Source organism: Marivita sp. S2033 (assembly GCF_046592965.1).
Taxonomy (GTDB): Bacteria; Pseudomonadota; Alphaproteobacteria; order Rhodobacterales; family Rhodobacteraceae; genus Marivita.
The window spans coordinates 341169-357285 of the sequence record NZ_JBISBV010000002.1; the positions used below are offsets into that span (position 1 = coordinate 341169).

Below are 16117 nucleotides of genomic sequence, written 5' to 3' on the forward strand. Positions count from 1 at the left end.
GCAGGCGGCTAGGCAATACGCAATTCAGCGACAAAATTATAGGCGTCACCGCGATACACCGATTGGGTAAACTCGACGGCGCGGCCATCGGCAAGATAAGAGGTGCGCTCGATGCGAAGACCGGCCTTGCCGACATCCACCGCAAGCAGCGCGGCGTCTGCATTTTCGAGATTGATCGCCGAGATTTTTTGCAGCGCGCGCACGGGTCTGAGGCCGGACTGCTCCAAGACTTCGTAGAGCGATGTCTCCACCAGGAGCGGGTTCGGCAACATCTCGGTCGACAGGGCGGCGCGTTCGATGGCCATCGGTTTGTCGCCGGCGATCCTGAGCCGGGCAATCCGCGACACCGACGCGTCGGACGGCAATGCGAGTGCCATGAGTTCGTCCGGCGAGGGCATGAAGATGCCGCGCTCCAGCCAGACGCTTGAGGACACCATTCCGCGCCGCGCCATGTCTTCGGTGAACGAGGTCAGCCGCGACAGCGATTGTTCGATTTGCGGCGGCTCTGACGAGACAAACGATCCCGAGCCCTGCCGCTGCACGATGATGCCGTCTTCGGCCAGCGCCTGAATGGCCTTGCGGACGGTGACACGTGACAATTCGGTGATTGCGGCGATCTCGCGCTCCGGGGGAAGGGAGTTGCCTGCCTTGAACAGGCCCAGATCGACGCCTTCGCTCAGGCGTTGGCGCAGTTGAACATAGCGGGGGCCGCCATCGGGGCGCAGCCACGCGTCGGGGGCCAGAAACTCTGCAATCGTCATCTGCGCTGGCCTCTTTGGTTCGCGGCCCGGGATCTCGCCAGCGTAAACGCGCCGTCAAGCGCGCTGCCTTTCGAGGCGGTTTGCCCGCTCAAGTAATCGTCGGGCAGGAACGGCGCATAATGCGGGCCGACGCCTCCGGTCAGACACAGGCGGTCGCCCGGTCTGAAGCCGAGACGCGCAAGCCCCTGCTTGAGGTACTCGGCCCCTTTCAGCATCATCGACCGTGCGATACCGTCGCCCGCCTGCGCGGCGCGCACGATATCTGGCGCTAGTGCCGCGTAATCGCGCGGGCGCGCCGACATGCTGAAGGTCACGATGCTGTTGGGATCATTGTCGAACCTTTGCAGTAGTGCGCGCGTCAGACCGGTGTGATCGGCTAGCCCGTCATGGCACAGCAAGACCTGCTCCAGCGCCGCGCGCCCCAGCCACGCACCCGACGCCTGATCGGAAAGGTGAAAGCCCCAGCCGCCGACAGAGCTAAACGTCCCGCCCTTGTTCGCGGCGACGATGGTGCCGGTTCCGACCGATAACAGATACCCATCCTGCCCACCCAATGCGCCGACAACGGCGGTGGGCATGTCCTCGGTCACGACGATATTGTTGAACGGCAGGCCTGCGGCAATGCGGTTGCCGTCGCTGTCTGACATGATGCCGGCAAGGCCAAGGTGCACGACCGCGTCGCGCATGTCTTGCGCAGTGACATCGGCCCGTTTTGCGGCGTCGGTGATCGTGGACAGGATATTCTGGATCGCGAGATCGGGGTCGGAACTGGCGTTTGCGCGCCCCCCTTCGGCACGGGCCAGAACGCCTTGCGCAAAGGTGCCGATGGCCGCCCGACACCCGGTGCCGCCGCCATCCACGCCGATGATGTATGGGGGCGCTTCGTTTGACATGTAATACCTTTATAATACCTGTTATGAAAAAGAAAGGCTCGAGTTTAGGTCTTTGACGAGGCATTCCCGTTAAAATAAGGCGCTTGCGATATGGTCTAAAATTTTCTGGACAAAAGGTATTCGAAAGGTATTGATTTAGGAATGGAGAATCGAACGCTGCTGCCGACCACTGAACAACTGACGCACACGCAGGCTCTTGATGCACTGGACGCATCGGCAGCCGCGACGGCGCTCTTGCAGGGCCAACTGGCGGCGGTTGCGGCGGTCGCGGGTGCAACCGCCGGGATTGTCCGCGCAGCCGAGGCGATGGCTGCCGCGATCCGGGCCGGCGGGCGTCTGGTCTATGCGGCGGCGGGCAGTTCCGGCCTGATGGCGCTTGCCGATTCCAGCGAACTGGCCGGGACGTTCGGAATCCCGCCGGATGCGGTGCAGATCCACATGGCCGGGGGTGTTCCCGTGGACGGGCGGATGCCGGGCGATACAGAGGATGACGTTCAGGATGTTGACGCCATCGCGAAAGGCGTCACGCAACAGGACGTTGTGATCGTGCTCAGCGCCAGTGGGACAACGCCTTACGCGGTGGCGATTGCCGAGCGGTGCAAGGCGCAGGGTGCCACGCTTGTCGCAATGGCCAACAATGCCGGTTCGCGCCTTCTGGAACTCGCGGACATCGCGATTTGCATCGAGACGCCACCAGAGGTGATTGCGGGCTCCACCCGCATGGGTGCCGGCAGCGCGCAGAAAGTGGCGCTGAACATGATGTCGTCGCTGATGGGGGTCAAGCTTGGCCATGTCTATGGCGGCATGATGGTCAATGTGGTGGCCGATAATGCAAAGCTGGTGAACCGGTCGATCGGCATGGTGCGCCAGATTTCAGGCGTGCCCGAGGACACCGCGCGTGCGGCGCTCGAATTGACGGACGGGCGCACCAAGCTGGCAACGCTGGTGGCGGCAGGTTGTTCACTCGCGCAGGCGAAGGCGCTGCTTGCGCAGCACGACGGGCATCTTGGACCGTGCCTTGACACACTCAGATCACAGCAAAACGCGCGCAGCTGACGCGCGTTCAAACAGGGAGAAGACAATGACACCATCGAAACTGATTGGCGCTCTGCTTGCCACGACCGTCATCGCGGGGGCTGCGGCCGCCCAGGACGTGACCTTGACCATCGAGAGCTGGCGCAATGACGACCTCGCGATCTGGCAGGACAAGATCATTCCGGCGTTCGAGGCCGAACACCCGGATATCAAGCTGAATTTCACCCCGTCCGCGCCTGCGGAATACAACGCGGTTCTCAACTCCAAGCTGGACGCGGGATCGGCGGGCGACATCATCACCTGCCGTCCTTTCGATGCGTCGCTGGCGCTTTACGAGAACGGGCATCTTGCCGATCTGAGCGACATGGAGGGGATGTCGAATTTCTCGGACGTGGCTAAATCGGGCTGGAGCACGGATGACGGATCGGTGCAATTCTGTGTTCCGATGGCGTCGGTGATCCATGGCTTCATCTACAACAAGGAAGCGTTCGAGGAGGTGGGCGTGGAGGAGCCCAAGACCGTGGAGGAGTTCTTTGCGGTGCTGGAGGCGTTCAAGGAAGACGGCAGCTATATCCCGATGGCGATGGGTACCAACGACCAGTGGGAAGCCGCCACGATGGCCTACCAGAATATCGGTCCGAACTACTGGAAGGGCGAGGAGGGCCGTCAGGCGCTGATGTCGGGCGAGCAAAAACTGACCGACGAGCCGTGGGTTGCGCCCTATCGCCAGATGGCCAGATGGGCGCCGTATCTTGGCGACGGGTTCGAGGCGCAGACCTATCCTGACAGCCAGAACATCTTCACCCTGGGCCGCGCGGCAATCTATCCCGCCGGATCATGGGAGGTCTCGGGCTTCAACAACCTTGTTGATTTCGAGATGGGCGCGTTTTATCCGCCGGTCGAGAACGAGGGCGACACCTGCTATATCTCGGATCACACCGATATCGGCATCGGCATGAACAGCGCGACCGAACATCCCGAAGCGGCGAAGACCTTCCTCAACTGGGTCGGGTCGAGCGAATTCTCGACGATCTTTGCCAATGCGCTGCCGGGCTTCTTCCCGCTGTCCTCGGCCCCTGTCGAGGTCGAAGATCCGCTGGCGCAAGAGTTCATTTCCTGGCGGGACGAGTGCGAAAGCACGATCCGCTCGACCTATCAGGTGCTGTCACGCGGCACACCGAACCTTGAGAACGAGACATGGAACGCCTCCGTGGCCGTGATCAAGGGCGACGAGGCGCCCGAAGATGCAGGCAAGCGTCTGCAAGAGGGTCTGGCGAGCTGGTACGAGCCGCAACAGTAAACGGGTTGCATCATAGGTGCGTCGGGGATTGATCCCGGCGCGCCTGCCGCATTATCCACGCCCGAGGTCCAGCCCATGCCACAGCAGCAGACGAAACCGAAATTCAGATGGCATATCGTCGTGTTTCTAGCGCCTGCCGTGCTGGTCTATACGGCCGTGATGATCTATCCGCTGTTCAACACGCTGCGACTGTCGCTCTATACCGAAGTGGGGCAGGAGCGGGTGTTTGTCGGTCTGCAAAACTTCCGCACCCTGTTCGGGGACAGCGTCTGGTCGACGCAGTTCTGGAACGCTCTGGCCAACAATTTCTGGTTCTTCATCATCCACATGCTGGTGCAGAACCCGATCGGCGTCGCGCTGGCCGCGATCCTGAGCCATCCGCGACTGCGCTTTGCGAGTTTTTATCGCTCGGCGATCTTTATCCCGACCATCCTGTCCTTCGTGATCGTGGGTTTCGCCTGGAAGCTGATCCTGTCGCCGATCTGGGGTATTGCGCCCGGTATGCTGGATGCTGTTGGCCTTAAATCGCTGTACGCGCCTTGGCTGGGCAAAGAGGAATACGCACTGACCACGCTGTCGCTGGTGTCGGTCTGGCAGTTTGTCGGCATCCCGATGATGCTGATCTATGCTGCGCTCTTGTCGATCCCGGATGAAATCCTTGAGGCCGCCGAGGTTGAGGGCATCACCGGTTTTGCCGCGTTCTGGAAGATCAAGCTGCCGTTGATCCTTCCCTCCATTGGCATCATCTCGATCCTGACATTCGTGGCCAATTTCAACGCGTTCGATTTGATCTATGCCGCCCAGGGGGCGTTGGCCGGGCCGGATTTCTCGACCGACATTCTGGGCACGTTCATGTATCGCACGTTCTTTGGTTTCCAGTTGCAGCTCGGCGATCCGCACATGGGATCGGCGATTGCATCGGCGATGTTCGCGATCATCCTCGTGGGTGTGTGCATCTATCTGTTCGGCATCCAGTCGCGGATGCGCCGCTACCAGTTCTGAGGATCGCCATGAACACCGCCCGCCAAAGCCGTTTGAACCTGTTCGCCATGCATGGCGCGCTGATCCTTTACACGCTGATTGCGCTGTTTCCCGTGTTCGTGATCATCATCAACAGCTTCAAGACGCGCCGGGCGATCTTTCGCGAACCATTGTCCTTGCCCAACAGCGAGAGCTTTTCCTTGATCGGCTATGAGACTGTCATGAAACAGGGGGATTTTTTCCTCTATTTCCAGAATTCCATGATCGTCACCGTCGGCTCTCTGTTCCTGATCCTGCTGTTCGGTGCGATGGCGGCGTTTGCCCTGGCGGAATACCGGTTCAAGGGCAATCTGGTGATGGGGCTTTATCTCGCTCTGGGTATCATGATCCCGATCCGGGTCGGCACGGTCGCCATCCTCGAGATGATGGTGCAGACCGGGCTGGTCAACACGCTTTGGGCGCTGATCCTGGTCTATACCGCGCAAGGGCTGCCGCTGGCGGTGTTCATCCTGTCTGAATTCATGCGGCAGGTGAGCGACGATTTGAAAAACGCAGGCCGCATCGACGGGCTGTCGGAATACCGCATCTTCTTCCGGTTGGTGTTGCCTCTGGTGCGGCCGGCAATGGCGACGGTGGCGGTGTTCAACATGATCCCGATCTGGAACGATCTGTGGTTTCCGCTGATCCTTGCCCCGGCGGAAGAGGTGAAAACCCTGACGCTGGGAAGCCAGGTGTTCATCGGACAGTTCGTCACCGACTGGAACGCGGTGCTGTCGGCGCTGTCGCTGGCGATCCTGCCGGTGATGGCGCTTTACGTCGTCTTTTCGCGCCAGTTGATCCGGGGCATTACATCGGGAGCAGTGAAATGAAGGTTGTGGTTGCAGGTCTGGGCAATATGGGGCGCAGTCACGCGCTGGCCTATCACAAGCATCCCGAGGCCGAGATCATCGGGCTGGTCAACCGTTCGGAGGTGGATTTGCCCAAAGAGTTGCAGGGCTATCCCCGGTTTCAGACCTTCGAGGAAGGGCTGGCACTTGGTCCCGATCTGGTGTGCATCGCCACCTATTCCGACAGCCATGCGGACTATGCCATCGCCGCGATGGAGGCAGGGGCGGATGTGTTTATCGAAAAGCCGTTGGCCACCACGGTTGCCGATGCTGAACGCGTTGTCGACACGGCGCGGCGGTTGGGGCGCAAGCTGGTGGTTGGCTACATCCTGCGCCATCACCCAAGCTGGCAACGCCTGATCGCCGAGGCGCGCGAACTGGGCGGGCCATATGTGTTTCGCATGAACCTCAACCAGCAATCGACCGGCGCGGAATGGGAAACGCACAAGGCGCTGATGCAGACCACCAGTCCGATCGTGGATTGCGGTGTGCATTATGTCGATGTGATGTGCCAGATCACCGATGCGCGCCCGGTGCGCGTCAGCGGCATGGGATTGCGCCTGTCGGACGAGATCGCGCCGGACATGTATAATTACGGCCAGCTTCAGGTCTGGTTCGAGGACGGCTCCATCGGTTGGTACGAAGCCGGGTGGGGGCCGATGATTTCGGAGACCGCGTTTTTCGTCAAGGACGTGGTGTCGCCCAATGGCGCGGTGTCGATCACCGACGGCAACAAGGGCGCGTCGGCAGACGTGGACGGGCACACCAAGGTGGGCGGCTTGCTGGTGCATCGCAACGACGGCGACACGCTGATCGACCTGCCCGGAGAGCCGGGGCATCAAGAGCTTTGCGACGCCGAACAGGCCTTTATGATCAAGGCGGTACGAAACAACATTGATTTGGAGCGACATATGACCGACGCGGTGCAATCCCTTGCCATTTGTCTGGCGGCGGATGAAAGCATCCGCAGCGGCCGACCGGTCGAGTTGGGAGAGCGCGCATGACGGCACTGGTTCTGGACAATGTGTGCAAGTCCTTCGGCACCATCGAGGTTCTCAAAGACATCAGCCTCACGGTCGAGGAGGGCGAGTTCGTGGTGTTTGTCGGCCCGTCGGGCTGTGGCAAATCCACTTTGCTCAGGGTGATCGCGGGCCTTGAAGATGCGACCAGCGGCACGGTGGCCATCGGCGGTGAGGTCGTCAACTCCATGCCACCGGCCAAGCGTGGCATTGCGATGGTGTTCCAGTCCTACGCGCTTTATCCGCACCTTAATGTGCGCGATAACATGGCTTTGGGGCTGAAACAGGAAAAACAGCCGAAAGCGGAAATCGAACGCCGGATCGACAAGGCGGTGCGCATGCTCGACCTTGCGGCCTATGTCGATCGCCGCCCCTCTGATCTCTCGGGCGGTCAGCGCCAGCGCGTCGCCATCGGCCGCGCCATCGTGCGTGAACCCAAGCTGTTCCTGTTCGACGAACCCTTGTCGAACCTCGACGCCGCGCTGCGCATGAACACACGGATCGAGATTGCCGAACTGCACCGCACCCTCAGCGCGTCGATGATCTACGTGACCCACGACCAGACCGAAGCGATGACGCTGGCCGACAAGATCGTGGTTCTGCGCGATGGACGGGTCGAGCAGGTCGGCTCTCCGATGGAGCTTTACAACAATCCTGCCAATCAGTTTGTCGCGGGCTTTCTCGGCTCACCTGCAATGAATTTCCTGCGCAAGGCGCCGCTGTCGATCCCGCCGAATGGCGCTTTGGGCATCCGGCCCGAATATCTGCGCCCCGAGGCCGGTGGGCGGATCAAGGGCACGGTGACGCATGTTGAAAGGCTCGGTGGAGATACGAACCTCTTGGTGTCGACCGACGAAAAAGAGCCCCTGACCGTGCGGATTTTCGGTCAGGACGAGACGCGCGTCGGAGAGCGCATCGAGTTGGATTTCGACGACGCCAAGGCGTTTGCCTTTGACAGCGAGCGTCAACGCGTCGCTTTATGACTGCGCAACGGCGCGTCGGACAGGCTCACGTCGCCTCCAGAACCCGTTTGGCCGCGCGGAAACACTCAAGCGCCTGTGGCACGCCGCAGTAGATACCGATCACATGGATGATCGCGCGGATTTCGTCTTGTGTGACACCGTTGTTGAGCGCGCCCCGGCAATGCAGTTCCCATTCGGTCATCTTGCCCAAGGCCCCGATCATTGAGAGATTCATCATGGATCGGGTCTTGGCGTCGATCACGTCGTCTCCCCAGCCAAAGCCCCAGCACCACGCGGTCATGGCCTCCTGAAAGGGGCGGGTGAAGTCGTCGGCAGCAGCAAGGGTCTTGTCGACGTACTCGGCGCCCAGCGTCGCCTTGCGCTGCTCCAGACCTTTGAGAAACAGGTCTTCGTCAAAATTGCCCATGTGAGTTCCTTTCATGTGATGTGCCCGGCGTCGGGTCAGGCATGAGGACGATAGTTTCGCTACAATTTTAGATGGCAAGAGGTTGTTAAGAGATTGCGCCCAATATTCGCATGAATCGTGGATGGGTATGTCATGGATAACGTTTTTGCAGCATGGATGGATTTGATCGCCGCACTTGGCCTGATCGTGGCACTGGCGTTTGCCTATGCACGTCTTCGCCGCCTTTCGCGATTTCCCCGGATCGGGCAATTGGCGCTAGGTGCAAGTTTCGGGCTTGTGGCCGTTCTTGAAATGTATCATCCAATTCAACCGTTTGACGGCATGATCGTCGATCTGAGAAATGTGCCCGTTGCCCTCGCGGGCGCGTTTCTTGGCGCCCCGGCCGCCTGCGTGACATTGGCGATCGGGATCGCCGCGCGGGCCGGTATTGGCGGTGTCGGCATGTGGGCCGGGATGGCGGGCATGGCAATCGCGATGGCGGCGGGCCTGTGTTGGGCGCGCTGGTATCGCGATGTGGCGTTGCGCGGTATTGCGGCGTATCTGGTCTTGGCCGTGCTCATGTCGGCACATCTCGTGGCGGCATTCCTTCTCCCGGGAGAGCTTGCGCACTGGTTCTTCGCCAAGGCGGCGGTGCCAATCCTTGCAATCAACCTGCTCGTGGTTCCGCTGTTGGGCAGCATGCTGGACGCAGAACGGCGCAGCTATGACACGGAACAAGCCTTGCGCGCCTCGGTGTCGGTTGACCCGGATACCGGATTGATGCCGCTGCGCGCGCTGGAGCGGGAATGCAGCGTGCGCGCGACCGCATTGGCGGACGGCTCCTTTACACAGGCGCTGGTGATCGAGCTTCGCCAGAACAACTTGATTTCGGTCTGGAATACGCATCTGATGCAGAAACGTCTGGTGGCGGCAATGCGGCTGCGGCTCACCGCGATGCTACCTCACTGCGAACTTGCATGTCTTTATGGATTTTCGGCGCTCGTTCTGCCTCTGACGCATGACGAACTCCTGGATATTGATGCAACGAAAACAATTGTCAGACGATCGGCGACCGAAGACCCTTATGCACTGAGCGGGTCAGATGGCCATCGCATCTCTGTGGATATCCATCTTGTCGATCTTGCCACACGAGGCGACCTCTCGGACGCGCTGACGCGACTGCTGAACGCCACAGGTAAGTCTCGCAAGACACGGCACACGCGTCGTTTTGCAAAGTGGGTACGAAAAGAAAGCCAGGTTTCGAGTGTGGCGCAGGTGCCGGATCCGAAGGTTGCGAGCCTGTTCACCAAGGCAGATGTTCTCATGCAACAAAGATGGGGCAGCCCCGCAGGCTAGAACGACAAAGAGCGGTGCATGCGCAAAGGATTGAACCGAGCGCGCCTCGTCTGTCAGGGTTTGGCGCCTTGAAACAGTAGACGCACGCAGAATGCGCTCTCTGCCAGGATTGTCAGGGCATATGCCGGCGCGAAAAGACCAACAAACTCCGGCGCAAAAAACCGAAGGCCGCTGCCGATAAGATAAACCGCTCCGGCAATCGCAAGTGCGGCTCCAAAAATTCTCGCAAACAAACCTGATTGCCAGACAAGCACGCCCATCAGCAGGCTGTTTACGCCAAAGAATACGAGCCCGAGATCATAGCCTTGTCCATGCAGTTCAAGGAAAATCAAAGCAAGGGATGGCGAGTTTGCAATCTCGTCGGTGTTTGAGAGCAGCATCCATGCGATTTGCAAAGCCAGAAGATTGGACGCGATCAGAACCGCCTGAACCAATCGGAAGACCATCGCGCCAGCGTCGGCGAAACGGCGCGGAAGATGAGGTAGAGAAGAATAGCCAGGCCGACATCGCACAGCGCCATGACAAGGTCCGCTCCTATCGCAAGCCGAAACTGGCGTGGCGCGTTCAGGATGGCAGTTGCGGTGGCGCGCGCATTGTCAAGGTCGATCAGCGGGCCGCGCAGTCCAAGCTCGGCACCAAGCCCGGTGACGATGACCATGGCATAGAGCACTCCGGCAAGGCGCGACCAGCGCGCGACCTCTTGAGACGGAGCAAGTTTGGCCATATGGGCCTCCCTTTCTCAAATGCGATCCAGCCGAGCTGCACGAGACAATGGTGATGAGCCAGATGTCGTTTGTGGCCCCAAAAGTGCTGCGAGCGGTCCGCTCAAGAACCGTTCAAGGCGCTTTCAACCTTGGCGACCAATTCCGCCGTCTGGAACGGTTTCGCAAGCCGCCCGGCAATGGAAAGCCCGTCGGGTATTTGGACCGTGGATTCAGTGTAGCCGCTCAGGATGATAAACGGGACGCTGCGTTCGCTCAACCGCTTCGCAACCGGAACGCTGTTTGTCCCGTGACCGAGGTTATAGTCGAGCAAGGCAAGTTTCGGGGCGCTTTTTTCAATCTGGGCTATGGCCTCTTCGACCGTGCTGCACACCGCGATCTTGCCATGACCCGCTTCTTCAAGGGTCATTTCGATATCCATCGCAATGATGGCCTCGTCTTCCAGAATGAGAATGTCGCAATTAGTCATTTGATTCATCCAAACTGAAATCCACCTGAAAACATAGTCCGTCTTCATCATAGTCAATATTGATGTCACCAGACAGGTCGCTCTTGAGAACCCGCTCGAGAACAAGGCTGCCGAATCCGGTATGCTCCGGCGGCGTCTCGATCTTGGGCCCATTGTATTCCCGCCATACGATGCGAACCCGGTTTTCTCCGTCCAGCGCATCATGCGCGGTGCCAATCACGACATGGCCCTCGTCTACCGAGAGCGCTCCGTATTTGGCCGCATTGGTCATCAGCTCGTGGATGGCCATGCCAAGCGCCAGAGCCTGCTTTGCGCTGAGATTCAATTCCGGTCCGGTCTGCCGGACGCGCGCCTGTTCGGCGCGATGGTAAGGGGCGGCTTCGTTCTTGACGATCTCGGAGAACGTAGTGGTGGTCCAGTTCGAGTCAGTCAGCAAATCATGCGTTCTGGATATCGACCCAAGCCGATCTTCCAGCCGCGATTGATAGACCGCGGGATCATCGACGCCCTTCAACAACATTTTCGAAATCGAGCTGATGGTTGCCAGCGTGTTTTTCACCCGGTGCTGCAATTCGCCAAGCAGCAATTTCTGTTGGTCGTTCTGCGCCTGGATGCGCTGCACCATCTTCGCATGATCGGTTACTTCGCGCACGCAGGCACCTACCGCGAAAACCTCGTCATCCTGCCAGACCGGATAGAAATCTCCGATCCAGTACCGTTTCACACCAGGGGATGCAGGGGTCTCGCCTTCGATCTCGTACCCCAGCACCGGTTCGCCGGTTGCGAAAATCTGATGGTACACCTCTTCGGTCTTGTTTTCGATGTCCGGCAGCAATTCCTCAAAGGATTTCCCGATATGGTCGTCAATCGAGAACCCGTTGATCTCGGCCAGTTTTTCGTTGATCCTCAGCCAGCGCAAATCTTTGTCCATGAGCGACAGGCCGACAGGCGTGGTGTCATAGAGATTTTCGAGCTCGGCATATTGCCGGGCCATTTCCTTTTCGTTCTTCTGGAGCGTTTCCTCATAGGTCTTGCGCTGGGTGATGTCGACGAACGACAACACATAGCCATCCAGCCGGTTGTCGGTTGTCCGGTACGGCTTGATGCGCAACAGGAAGGTCTGGCCCGACGCTTTCACCCTTACTTCACGTTCGAACGATTGAAGCGTCTCGTCGACCTTGTGCGAGTCTTCTTCCAATTCAGGATAGTCGATCCGCGAGGACAGGTCGGAAATCGGCCGTCCGATGTCGCGGGGCCGTATGCCAAACAAGGTTGCCGTCGATGGTGTAAAGTTCCGGACACAGAATTCCCGGTCAAGAAACAGCACCGCCAGGTCAGTTGATTCAAAGAGGTTCTTCAGATCGGAATTGGCGCGGGTCAGAAGGCGGTTGTTCTCCTGAAGCTCGGCATTGACGGTTTCGAGCTCTTCGTTGATGGATTGCAGTTCTTCGCGCGACGTTTCCAGTTCTTCGTTCGAGGATTGCAATTCCTCGTTCATGCTCATCAATTCTTCGTTGGTGCTTTTCAGCTCCTGACCAGAGGTCTCGTATTCTTGCAAGGTTCTGGCAAGCTGTTTGCGCAGTTGGACGTTTTCGGTTTCCAGAATATCGCGATCCGCAGTCTCGCGCTCCTCGACGGCAGCACCGAGGCGGGTGGCGTCAACGGCGCGGGCTTCGGTGAGAACCAGAATGAAGTCCGAGCCGCTCGGGCCAACCTCGATGTCAAAGATGCGCGGCCGGGGTTCGCCGGCGACCACAACATTGTCGACCCGCTGCGCCTCGCCGGTTTTCTCGGCCTCGGAAAGTGCGGTACGCACCGGCAGACGCAACTCGGCCGTGAGATACGCATCCAACATCGTTGACGATGCGCCTTGCGACGGGCGCACGAAACCCGTCATCTTTTCCGAAAGGTAAAGAACCTCGCCAGAGCGTGACAACAGCGCAAACGGCGCGGCATAGCTGCGCAGGAAATCGCGCTGGACCGACGCTTCTCTGGTCATGTCGAGCGACACATCCGACGGAATTGCATCCACCTGCTTTTCGGGCGGCAAGGCGCGGGGACGGCGCGGCGTTTCGAGCAAGGCCGAATAGCTGGTGCGCGCCTCAACATTCTTGCGAAAGATCCGATGGGTCTTGTCGATCACATCAAACAACTGCTCTTCCCCCGAAAGCCCTTCGGAGGGGCCGAGGAAAAGATGGCCCTTACCACGCAAGGAGAAATGGAACCGAGGAATGACCTGCTTTTGCAGATTGGATGACAGGTAAATCAACAGGTTCCGGCAGGATATCAGGTCGAGCCGGGAAAATGGCGGGTCTTGCAACAGGTTGTGCGGCGCGAAAACGCACATTTCCCGAAGCTTTGGAATGGCGCGATATTGACCGTTTTCGAGCTGGAAAAATTTGTCCCGGCGCTCTTCGCTCAGTTTTTCCACGGCGCTTGCGGAATAAAGCCCGTACCGCGCAGCGACAAGCGATGGCGTATCGATGTCGGTGCCGAACACCTGAACCACACGTTGATCCTTGCGCGCGTCCATCTCCTCGATCATGAGCATGGCCAGCGAATAGGCTTCTTCCCCTGTAGAGCAGCCCGGCACCCAGATACGGATGGTTCCTTCGGTCGTGGACAGAAGGGAATCGACCACCAGTTCTCGCAACGCCTTGAAGGCGTCCGGATCTCGGAAGAATTGCGTGACGCCGATCAGGAACTCCTGCGCCAGGAGCTGTGCTTGCTTTTCGTCGTCAAGCGATTTCAGAAAAGTCTCTACATCGGTCAGCCGCAAGACGGTCATGCGCCGCTCGATCCGACGCACCAGCGTGCCGGGCTTGTAGTCGCTGAAGTCGTTTCCGGCAACGTCGGCAAGTCGCGACGCAAATCGCGGCAGGGCGGCTTCGATCTCTTTCTTCAGTGCGTCGGATTCGTCGCCCGCGGTAAGCTGCCAGCGATGCTGGATGATCTCGTCCAGACGCGCCGCAATCTCACCGACCGGCAGAATGAAATCGACCAGCCCGGTTGCAACGGCGCTGTCAGGCATACCGGGAAACCGTGCGCCCTTGCTTTCCTGTACCAAAGCGAAACCGCCAGCGGCCTTGACCTCTTTCAGACCGGCCGAGCCATCGCTGCCGGTGCCCGACAACACCACGCAATAGGCGTCGCGGCCACGCGCAGCGGCAAGCGACGTGAAAAAGGTGTCGATCGGGCGATGCTGCGCATCATGGGTGTCCCTGATCGTCAGCTTCAGATGCTCGTCTTCGATGCTGGCCACGTTCCCCGGCGGCACGACGTAGAAATGATTGGCTTCGATCCGGTCGCCGGCATTGATCTGCGCCACCGGAATGTCGGTTTGCGCCTGCAACAATTCGTGCAGGATCGACTTGTGATCGGGTGACAGATGTTGAACGATGACATAGGCCGCGCCAGTTAGGGGTGAGGTGCGGCTGATCAGGGTCTTGAGAGCCTCGAGCCCGCCTGCGGACGCGCCGATCCCGACGATCGGAATGACAGGTTTTCCGGTCATGGGCATCCTTCAGAAATGGCTTTGGATTCGGTCTAATACAGGCTTGATATATTCCAGATAAACACGAAAAATTCCAGCCTTTATACGGCTATTGTGCATAGGGAAGCTGGAGCCGTGGTCAGCGGCGGATTGCATGTCTTGTCAAACATCAGCGCCAAGACAAAAAATTGAAGCGGGACAGGGGCGCCAACGTCGTGTCTTTTTGCGACTGTGCATCTTCGGCCCGAGCAGATGTCTCGACGGCTTGGCCAGGCTTTCAAGGATATTGGTGGCGGTGCAGGGACTTGAACCCCGGACACGCGGATTATGATTCCGCTGCTCTAACCAACTGAGCTACACCGCCAGAACGACGTGGTGATTACGGGTGACGCCGCGCCTCGTCAAGTGGAAATCGGCCGAAAATCGCACCGATCCGGCACGGGCCGATGTGGAGCCAATCCGGCGCGACGTGTGCGCACTATTTTACGATATGTTCATCCTTCACGAACATGTTTGCCCAGGCACGGTCAATCAGGTCCGGGGTCATTTTGTAGGGCCACCCTTCGAAATCGCAAACTGCGATCATCTGGTCGATCAGGAAAATCGGCTGATAATTCGCATAGACGTTCTGGATCGTGGGGTACTTGGTCTTGAGCAGATGAATCAGCGCCTTTTCGCAAAGCTGCATCTTCTTCTTTTTCGCCACCATCGAGAAAATCTTGAGGAAATTCGCCTGATCCGGGCCATCGATCTTGATCTTGAAGAAGATACGCCGCAGGGCGGCGGTGTCGAAAATCTCGTTCGGGTGGAAGTTGGTGGAGAAGATCACCAACGTGTCGAACGGAACTTCGAATTTTTCACCCGATTGCAAAGACAGAATATCGCGCGCTTCTTCAAGCGGGACGATCCAGCGGTTGACCAGTTTCTGCGGGGGTTCGGCCTGACGGCCGAGGTCGTCAACGATAAAGATGCCGCCGGTGGATTTGAGCTGTAGCGGTGCCTGATAGGTGCGCGCCGTCGGGTTGTAGACCAGATCAAGCATGTCGAGCGACAGCTCACCGCCGGTGATCACGGTGGGGCGGTCACACAGCACATAGCGCGTGTCAAAGCGGTTGGTCAGACGCAGACCAGACGTGCTGGATGCGCCTTCGGCGGCGCTGTGCACGATCGGGTCATAGACCGTGATAACCTGTCCGGCGTACTCGATCGCGTGGGGCACATAAATCTTGTCGCCCATCGCATCGCGGATGCCGTTCGAGATCGAGGATTTACCGTTGCCCGGAGGGCCGTACATCAGGATCGAGCGCCCGGCGCCAACGGCGGGGCCAAGGTTGCTCAGCAAATTCTCGGGCAGCACCAGATGGCCCATCGCTTCGGTCAATTGGGTGCGCGAAATGTGGATATTGCGGATCGACTGCCGTTTTACCTGTTCGGAGTATACGCCCAACGGAACCGGCATCGGGCCGTAATATTCGGATTGCGCCAGCGCATCGAGCGCGCGTGCCTTGCCCGCATCGGTGAGCTGATAACCCATTTCCGAGCCGTTATTGGCGTTGAGCGTACCGGTCGCCTCCAGCAGCAACTGCCCACGCGCGTAATCAATGAGTTCTTGCGTGATCGGGACAGGCAAACAGATCGCGTGCGCGATGTCCATCGCGGTGGAGACGTTCTTGCGAAAGATCGTCTTGAGCATGATGTCGCGCAACATCACGGGTTGCAGTTGCATGTCGTCAATGCGCTTGGGCGGAGGAGGCGCCATGACGGCGGTGGGTTGCATGTTCATCTTGTGCCCCGGAACGGTTAAGCCAGATTGCGTTGGCCTGAATGTCGCAA

At 59.1% G+C, this 16117-nt stretch carries 13 protein-coding genes, 1 tRNA gene and 1 pseudogene; 7 read left to right on the forward strand and 8 right to left on the reverse strand.

The genetic code is table 11. The annotated features are described in order from the left end of the window. Positions 1-8: 8 nt before the first annotated feature. Together ACGKZZ_RS05840 and ACGKZZ_RS05845 are read right to left on the reverse strand one after the other, a co-directional pair. Positions 9-761 carry a GntR family transcriptional regulator gene (locus ACGKZZ_RS05840; protein ID WP_411222543.1) on the reverse strand — a complete coding sequence of 251 codons (753 nt, stop codon included), beginning with the start codon at positions 759-761 and terminating at the stop codon, positions 9-11. Then, positions 758-1654 carry a BadF/BadG/BcrA/BcrD ATPase family protein gene (locus tag ACGKZZ_RS05845; RefSeq protein WP_411222544.1) on the reverse strand — a complete coding sequence of 299 codons (897 nt, stop codon included), beginning with the start codon at positions 1652-1654 and terminating at the stop codon, positions 758-760. Before ACGKZZ_RS05845 ends, ACGKZZ_RS05840 begins: the two co-directional genes overlap by 4 nt. Before the next feature lie 141 nt (positions 1655-1795). Between ACGKZZ_RS05845 and ACGKZZ_RS05850 the strand changes: the two genes are divergently transcribed. From ACGKZZ_RS05850 to ACGKZZ_RS05875, 6 genes are all read left to right on the forward strand, one after another. After that, positions 1796-2710 (forward strand): N-acetylmuramic acid 6-phosphate etherase, encoded by a 915-nt coding sequence (locus tag ACGKZZ_RS05850; RefSeq protein WP_411222545.1) that lies wholly within the window; start codon positions 1796-1798, stop codon positions 2708-2710. A 25-nt stretch (positions 2711-2735) separates the two neighbouring features. Further along, positions 2736-3989 carry an ABC transporter substrate-binding protein gene (locus ACGKZZ_RS05855; RefSeq protein WP_411222546.1) on the forward strand — a complete coding sequence of 418 codons (1254 nt, stop codon included), beginning with the start codon at positions 2736-2738 and terminating at the stop codon, positions 3987-3989. Between the two features lie 75 nt (positions 3990-4064). Continuing rightward, the gene (locus tag ACGKZZ_RS05860) at positions 4065-4991 is read left to right on the forward strand and encodes a carbohydrate ABC transporter permease (protein WP_411222547.1); all 927 of its coding nucleotides are present in this window, start codon (positions 4065-4067) and stop codon (positions 4989-4991) included. 8 nt (positions 4992-4999) lie between these two features. Next, positions 5000-5839 carry a carbohydrate ABC transporter permease gene (locus ACGKZZ_RS05865; protein ID WP_411222548.1) on the forward strand — a complete coding sequence of 280 codons (840 nt, stop codon included), beginning with the start codon at positions 5000-5002 and terminating at the stop codon, positions 5837-5839. Beyond that, entirely contained in the window at positions 5836-6861 is a 1026-nt protein-coding gene (locus tag ACGKZZ_RS05870; protein ID WP_411222549.1) for a Gfo/Idh/MocA family protein, read from the forward strand. Before ACGKZZ_RS05865 ends, ACGKZZ_RS05870 begins: the two co-directional genes overlap by 4 nt. Continuing rightward, positions 6858-7859 (forward strand): ABC transporter ATP-binding protein, encoded by a 1002-nt coding sequence (locus ACGKZZ_RS05875; protein ID WP_411222550.1) that lies wholly within the window; start codon positions 6858-6860, stop codon positions 7857-7859. The genes ACGKZZ_RS05870 and ACGKZZ_RS05875 overlap by 4 nt, the downstream gene beginning before the upstream one ends. A gap of 25 nt (positions 7860-7884) precedes the next feature. On the opposite strand, the gene ACGKZZ_RS05880 is transcribed toward ACGKZZ_RS05875, so the two are convergent. After that, the gene (locus tag ACGKZZ_RS05880; RefSeq protein ID WP_411222551.1) at positions 7885-8265 is read right to left on the reverse strand and encodes a carboxymuconolactone decarboxylase family protein; all 381 of its coding nucleotides are present in this window, start codon (positions 8263-8265) and stop codon (positions 7885-7887) included. A gap of 132 nt (positions 8266-8397) precedes the next feature. Between ACGKZZ_RS05880 and ACGKZZ_RS05885 the strand changes: the two genes are divergently transcribed. Then, positions 8398-9600 carry a LytS/YhcK type 5TM receptor domain-containing protein gene (locus tag ACGKZZ_RS05885; RefSeq protein ID WP_411222552.1) on the forward strand — a complete coding sequence of 401 codons (1203 nt, stop codon included), beginning with the start codon at positions 8398-8400 and terminating at the stop codon, positions 9598-9600. 53 nt (positions 9601-9653) lie between these two features. Here the strand turns inward: ACGKZZ_RS05885 and ACGKZZ_RS05890 are convergent. From ACGKZZ_RS05890 to ACGKZZ_RS05910, 5 genes and pseudogenes are all read right to left on the reverse strand, one after another. After that, a pseudogene (locus ACGKZZ_RS05890) lies at positions 9654-10324 on the reverse strand (DUF4386 domain-containing protein). A gap of 101 nt (positions 10325-10425) precedes the next feature. After that, positions 10426-10800: a response regulator gene (locus ACGKZZ_RS05895; protein WP_411222553.1), complete on the reverse strand. Its 375-nt coding sequence runs from the start codon at positions 10798-10800 to the stop codon at positions 10426-10428. Further along, complete coding sequence (locus ACGKZZ_RS05900) at positions 10784-14305, reverse strand: chemotaxis protein CheB (RefSeq protein ID WP_411222554.1); 3522 nt, start codon at positions 14303-14305, stop codon at positions 10784-10786. Before ACGKZZ_RS05900 ends, ACGKZZ_RS05895 begins: the two co-directional genes overlap by 17 nt. Positions 14306-14571: 266 nt before the next feature. Next, positions 14572-14648: transfer RNA gene (locus ACGKZZ_RS05905), tRNA-Met, on the reverse strand. A 114-nt stretch (positions 14649-14762) separates the two neighbouring features. Next, positions 14763-16067 carry an ATPase gene (locus tag ACGKZZ_RS05910; protein WP_411222555.1) on the reverse strand — a complete coding sequence of 435 codons (1305 nt, stop codon included), beginning with the start codon at positions 16065-16067 and terminating at the stop codon, positions 14763-14765. Positions 16068-16117 lie beyond the last annotated feature (50 nt).

Bases quoted from the DNA above. Each gene is read 5' to 3' on its own strand.
- ACGKZZ_RS05860 (WP_411222547.1), top strand. From the start codon at position 4,065: ATGCCACAGCAGCAGACGAAACCGAAATTCAGATGGCATATCGTCGTG.
- ACGKZZ_RS05885 (WP_411222552.1), top strand. From the start codon at position 8,398: ATGGATAACGTTTTTGCAGCATGGATGGATTTGATCGCCGCACTTGGC.
- ACGKZZ_RS05840 (WP_411222543.1), bottom strand. From the start codon at position 761: ATGACGATTGCAGAGTTTCTGGCCCCCGACGCGTGGCTGCGCCCCGAT.
- ACGKZZ_RS05855 (WP_411222546.1), top strand. From the start codon at position 2,736: ATGACACCATCGAAACTGATTGGCGCTCTGCTTGCCACGACCGTCATC.
- ACGKZZ_RS05850 (WP_411222545.1), top strand. From the start codon at position 1,796: ATGGAGAATCGAACGCTGCTGCCGACCACTGAACAACTGACGCACACG.
- ACGKZZ_RS05900 (WP_411222554.1), bottom strand. From the start codon at position 14,305: ATGACCGGAAAACCTGTCATTCCGATCGTCGGGATCGGCGCGTCCGCA.
- ACGKZZ_RS05895 (WP_411222553.1), bottom strand. From the start codon at position 10,800: ATGAATCAAATGACTAATTGCGACATTCTCATTCTGGAAGACGAGGCC.
- ACGKZZ_RS05845 (WP_411222544.1), bottom strand. From the start codon at position 1,654: ATGTCAAACGAAGCGCCCCCATACATCATCGGCGTGGATGGCGGCGGC.
- ACGKZZ_RS05870 (WP_411222549.1), top strand. From the start codon at position 5,836: ATGAAGGTTGTGGTTGCAGGTCTGGGCAATATGGGGCGCAGTCACGCG.
- ACGKZZ_RS05865 (WP_411222548.1), top strand. From the start codon at position 5,000: ATGAACACCGCCCGCCAAAGCCGTTTGAACCTGTTCGCCATGCATGGC.
- ACGKZZ_RS05910 (WP_411222555.1), bottom strand. From the start codon at position 16,067: ATGAACATGCAACCCACCGCCGTCATGGCGCCTCCTCCGCCCAAGCGC.
- ACGKZZ_RS05875 (WP_411222550.1), top strand. From the start codon at position 6,858: ATGACGGCACTGGTTCTGGACAATGTGTGCAAGTCCTTCGGCACCATC.
- ACGKZZ_RS05880 (WP_411222551.1), bottom strand. From the start codon at position 8,265: ATGGGCAATTTTGACGAAGACCTGTTTCTCAAAGGTCTGGAGCAGCGC.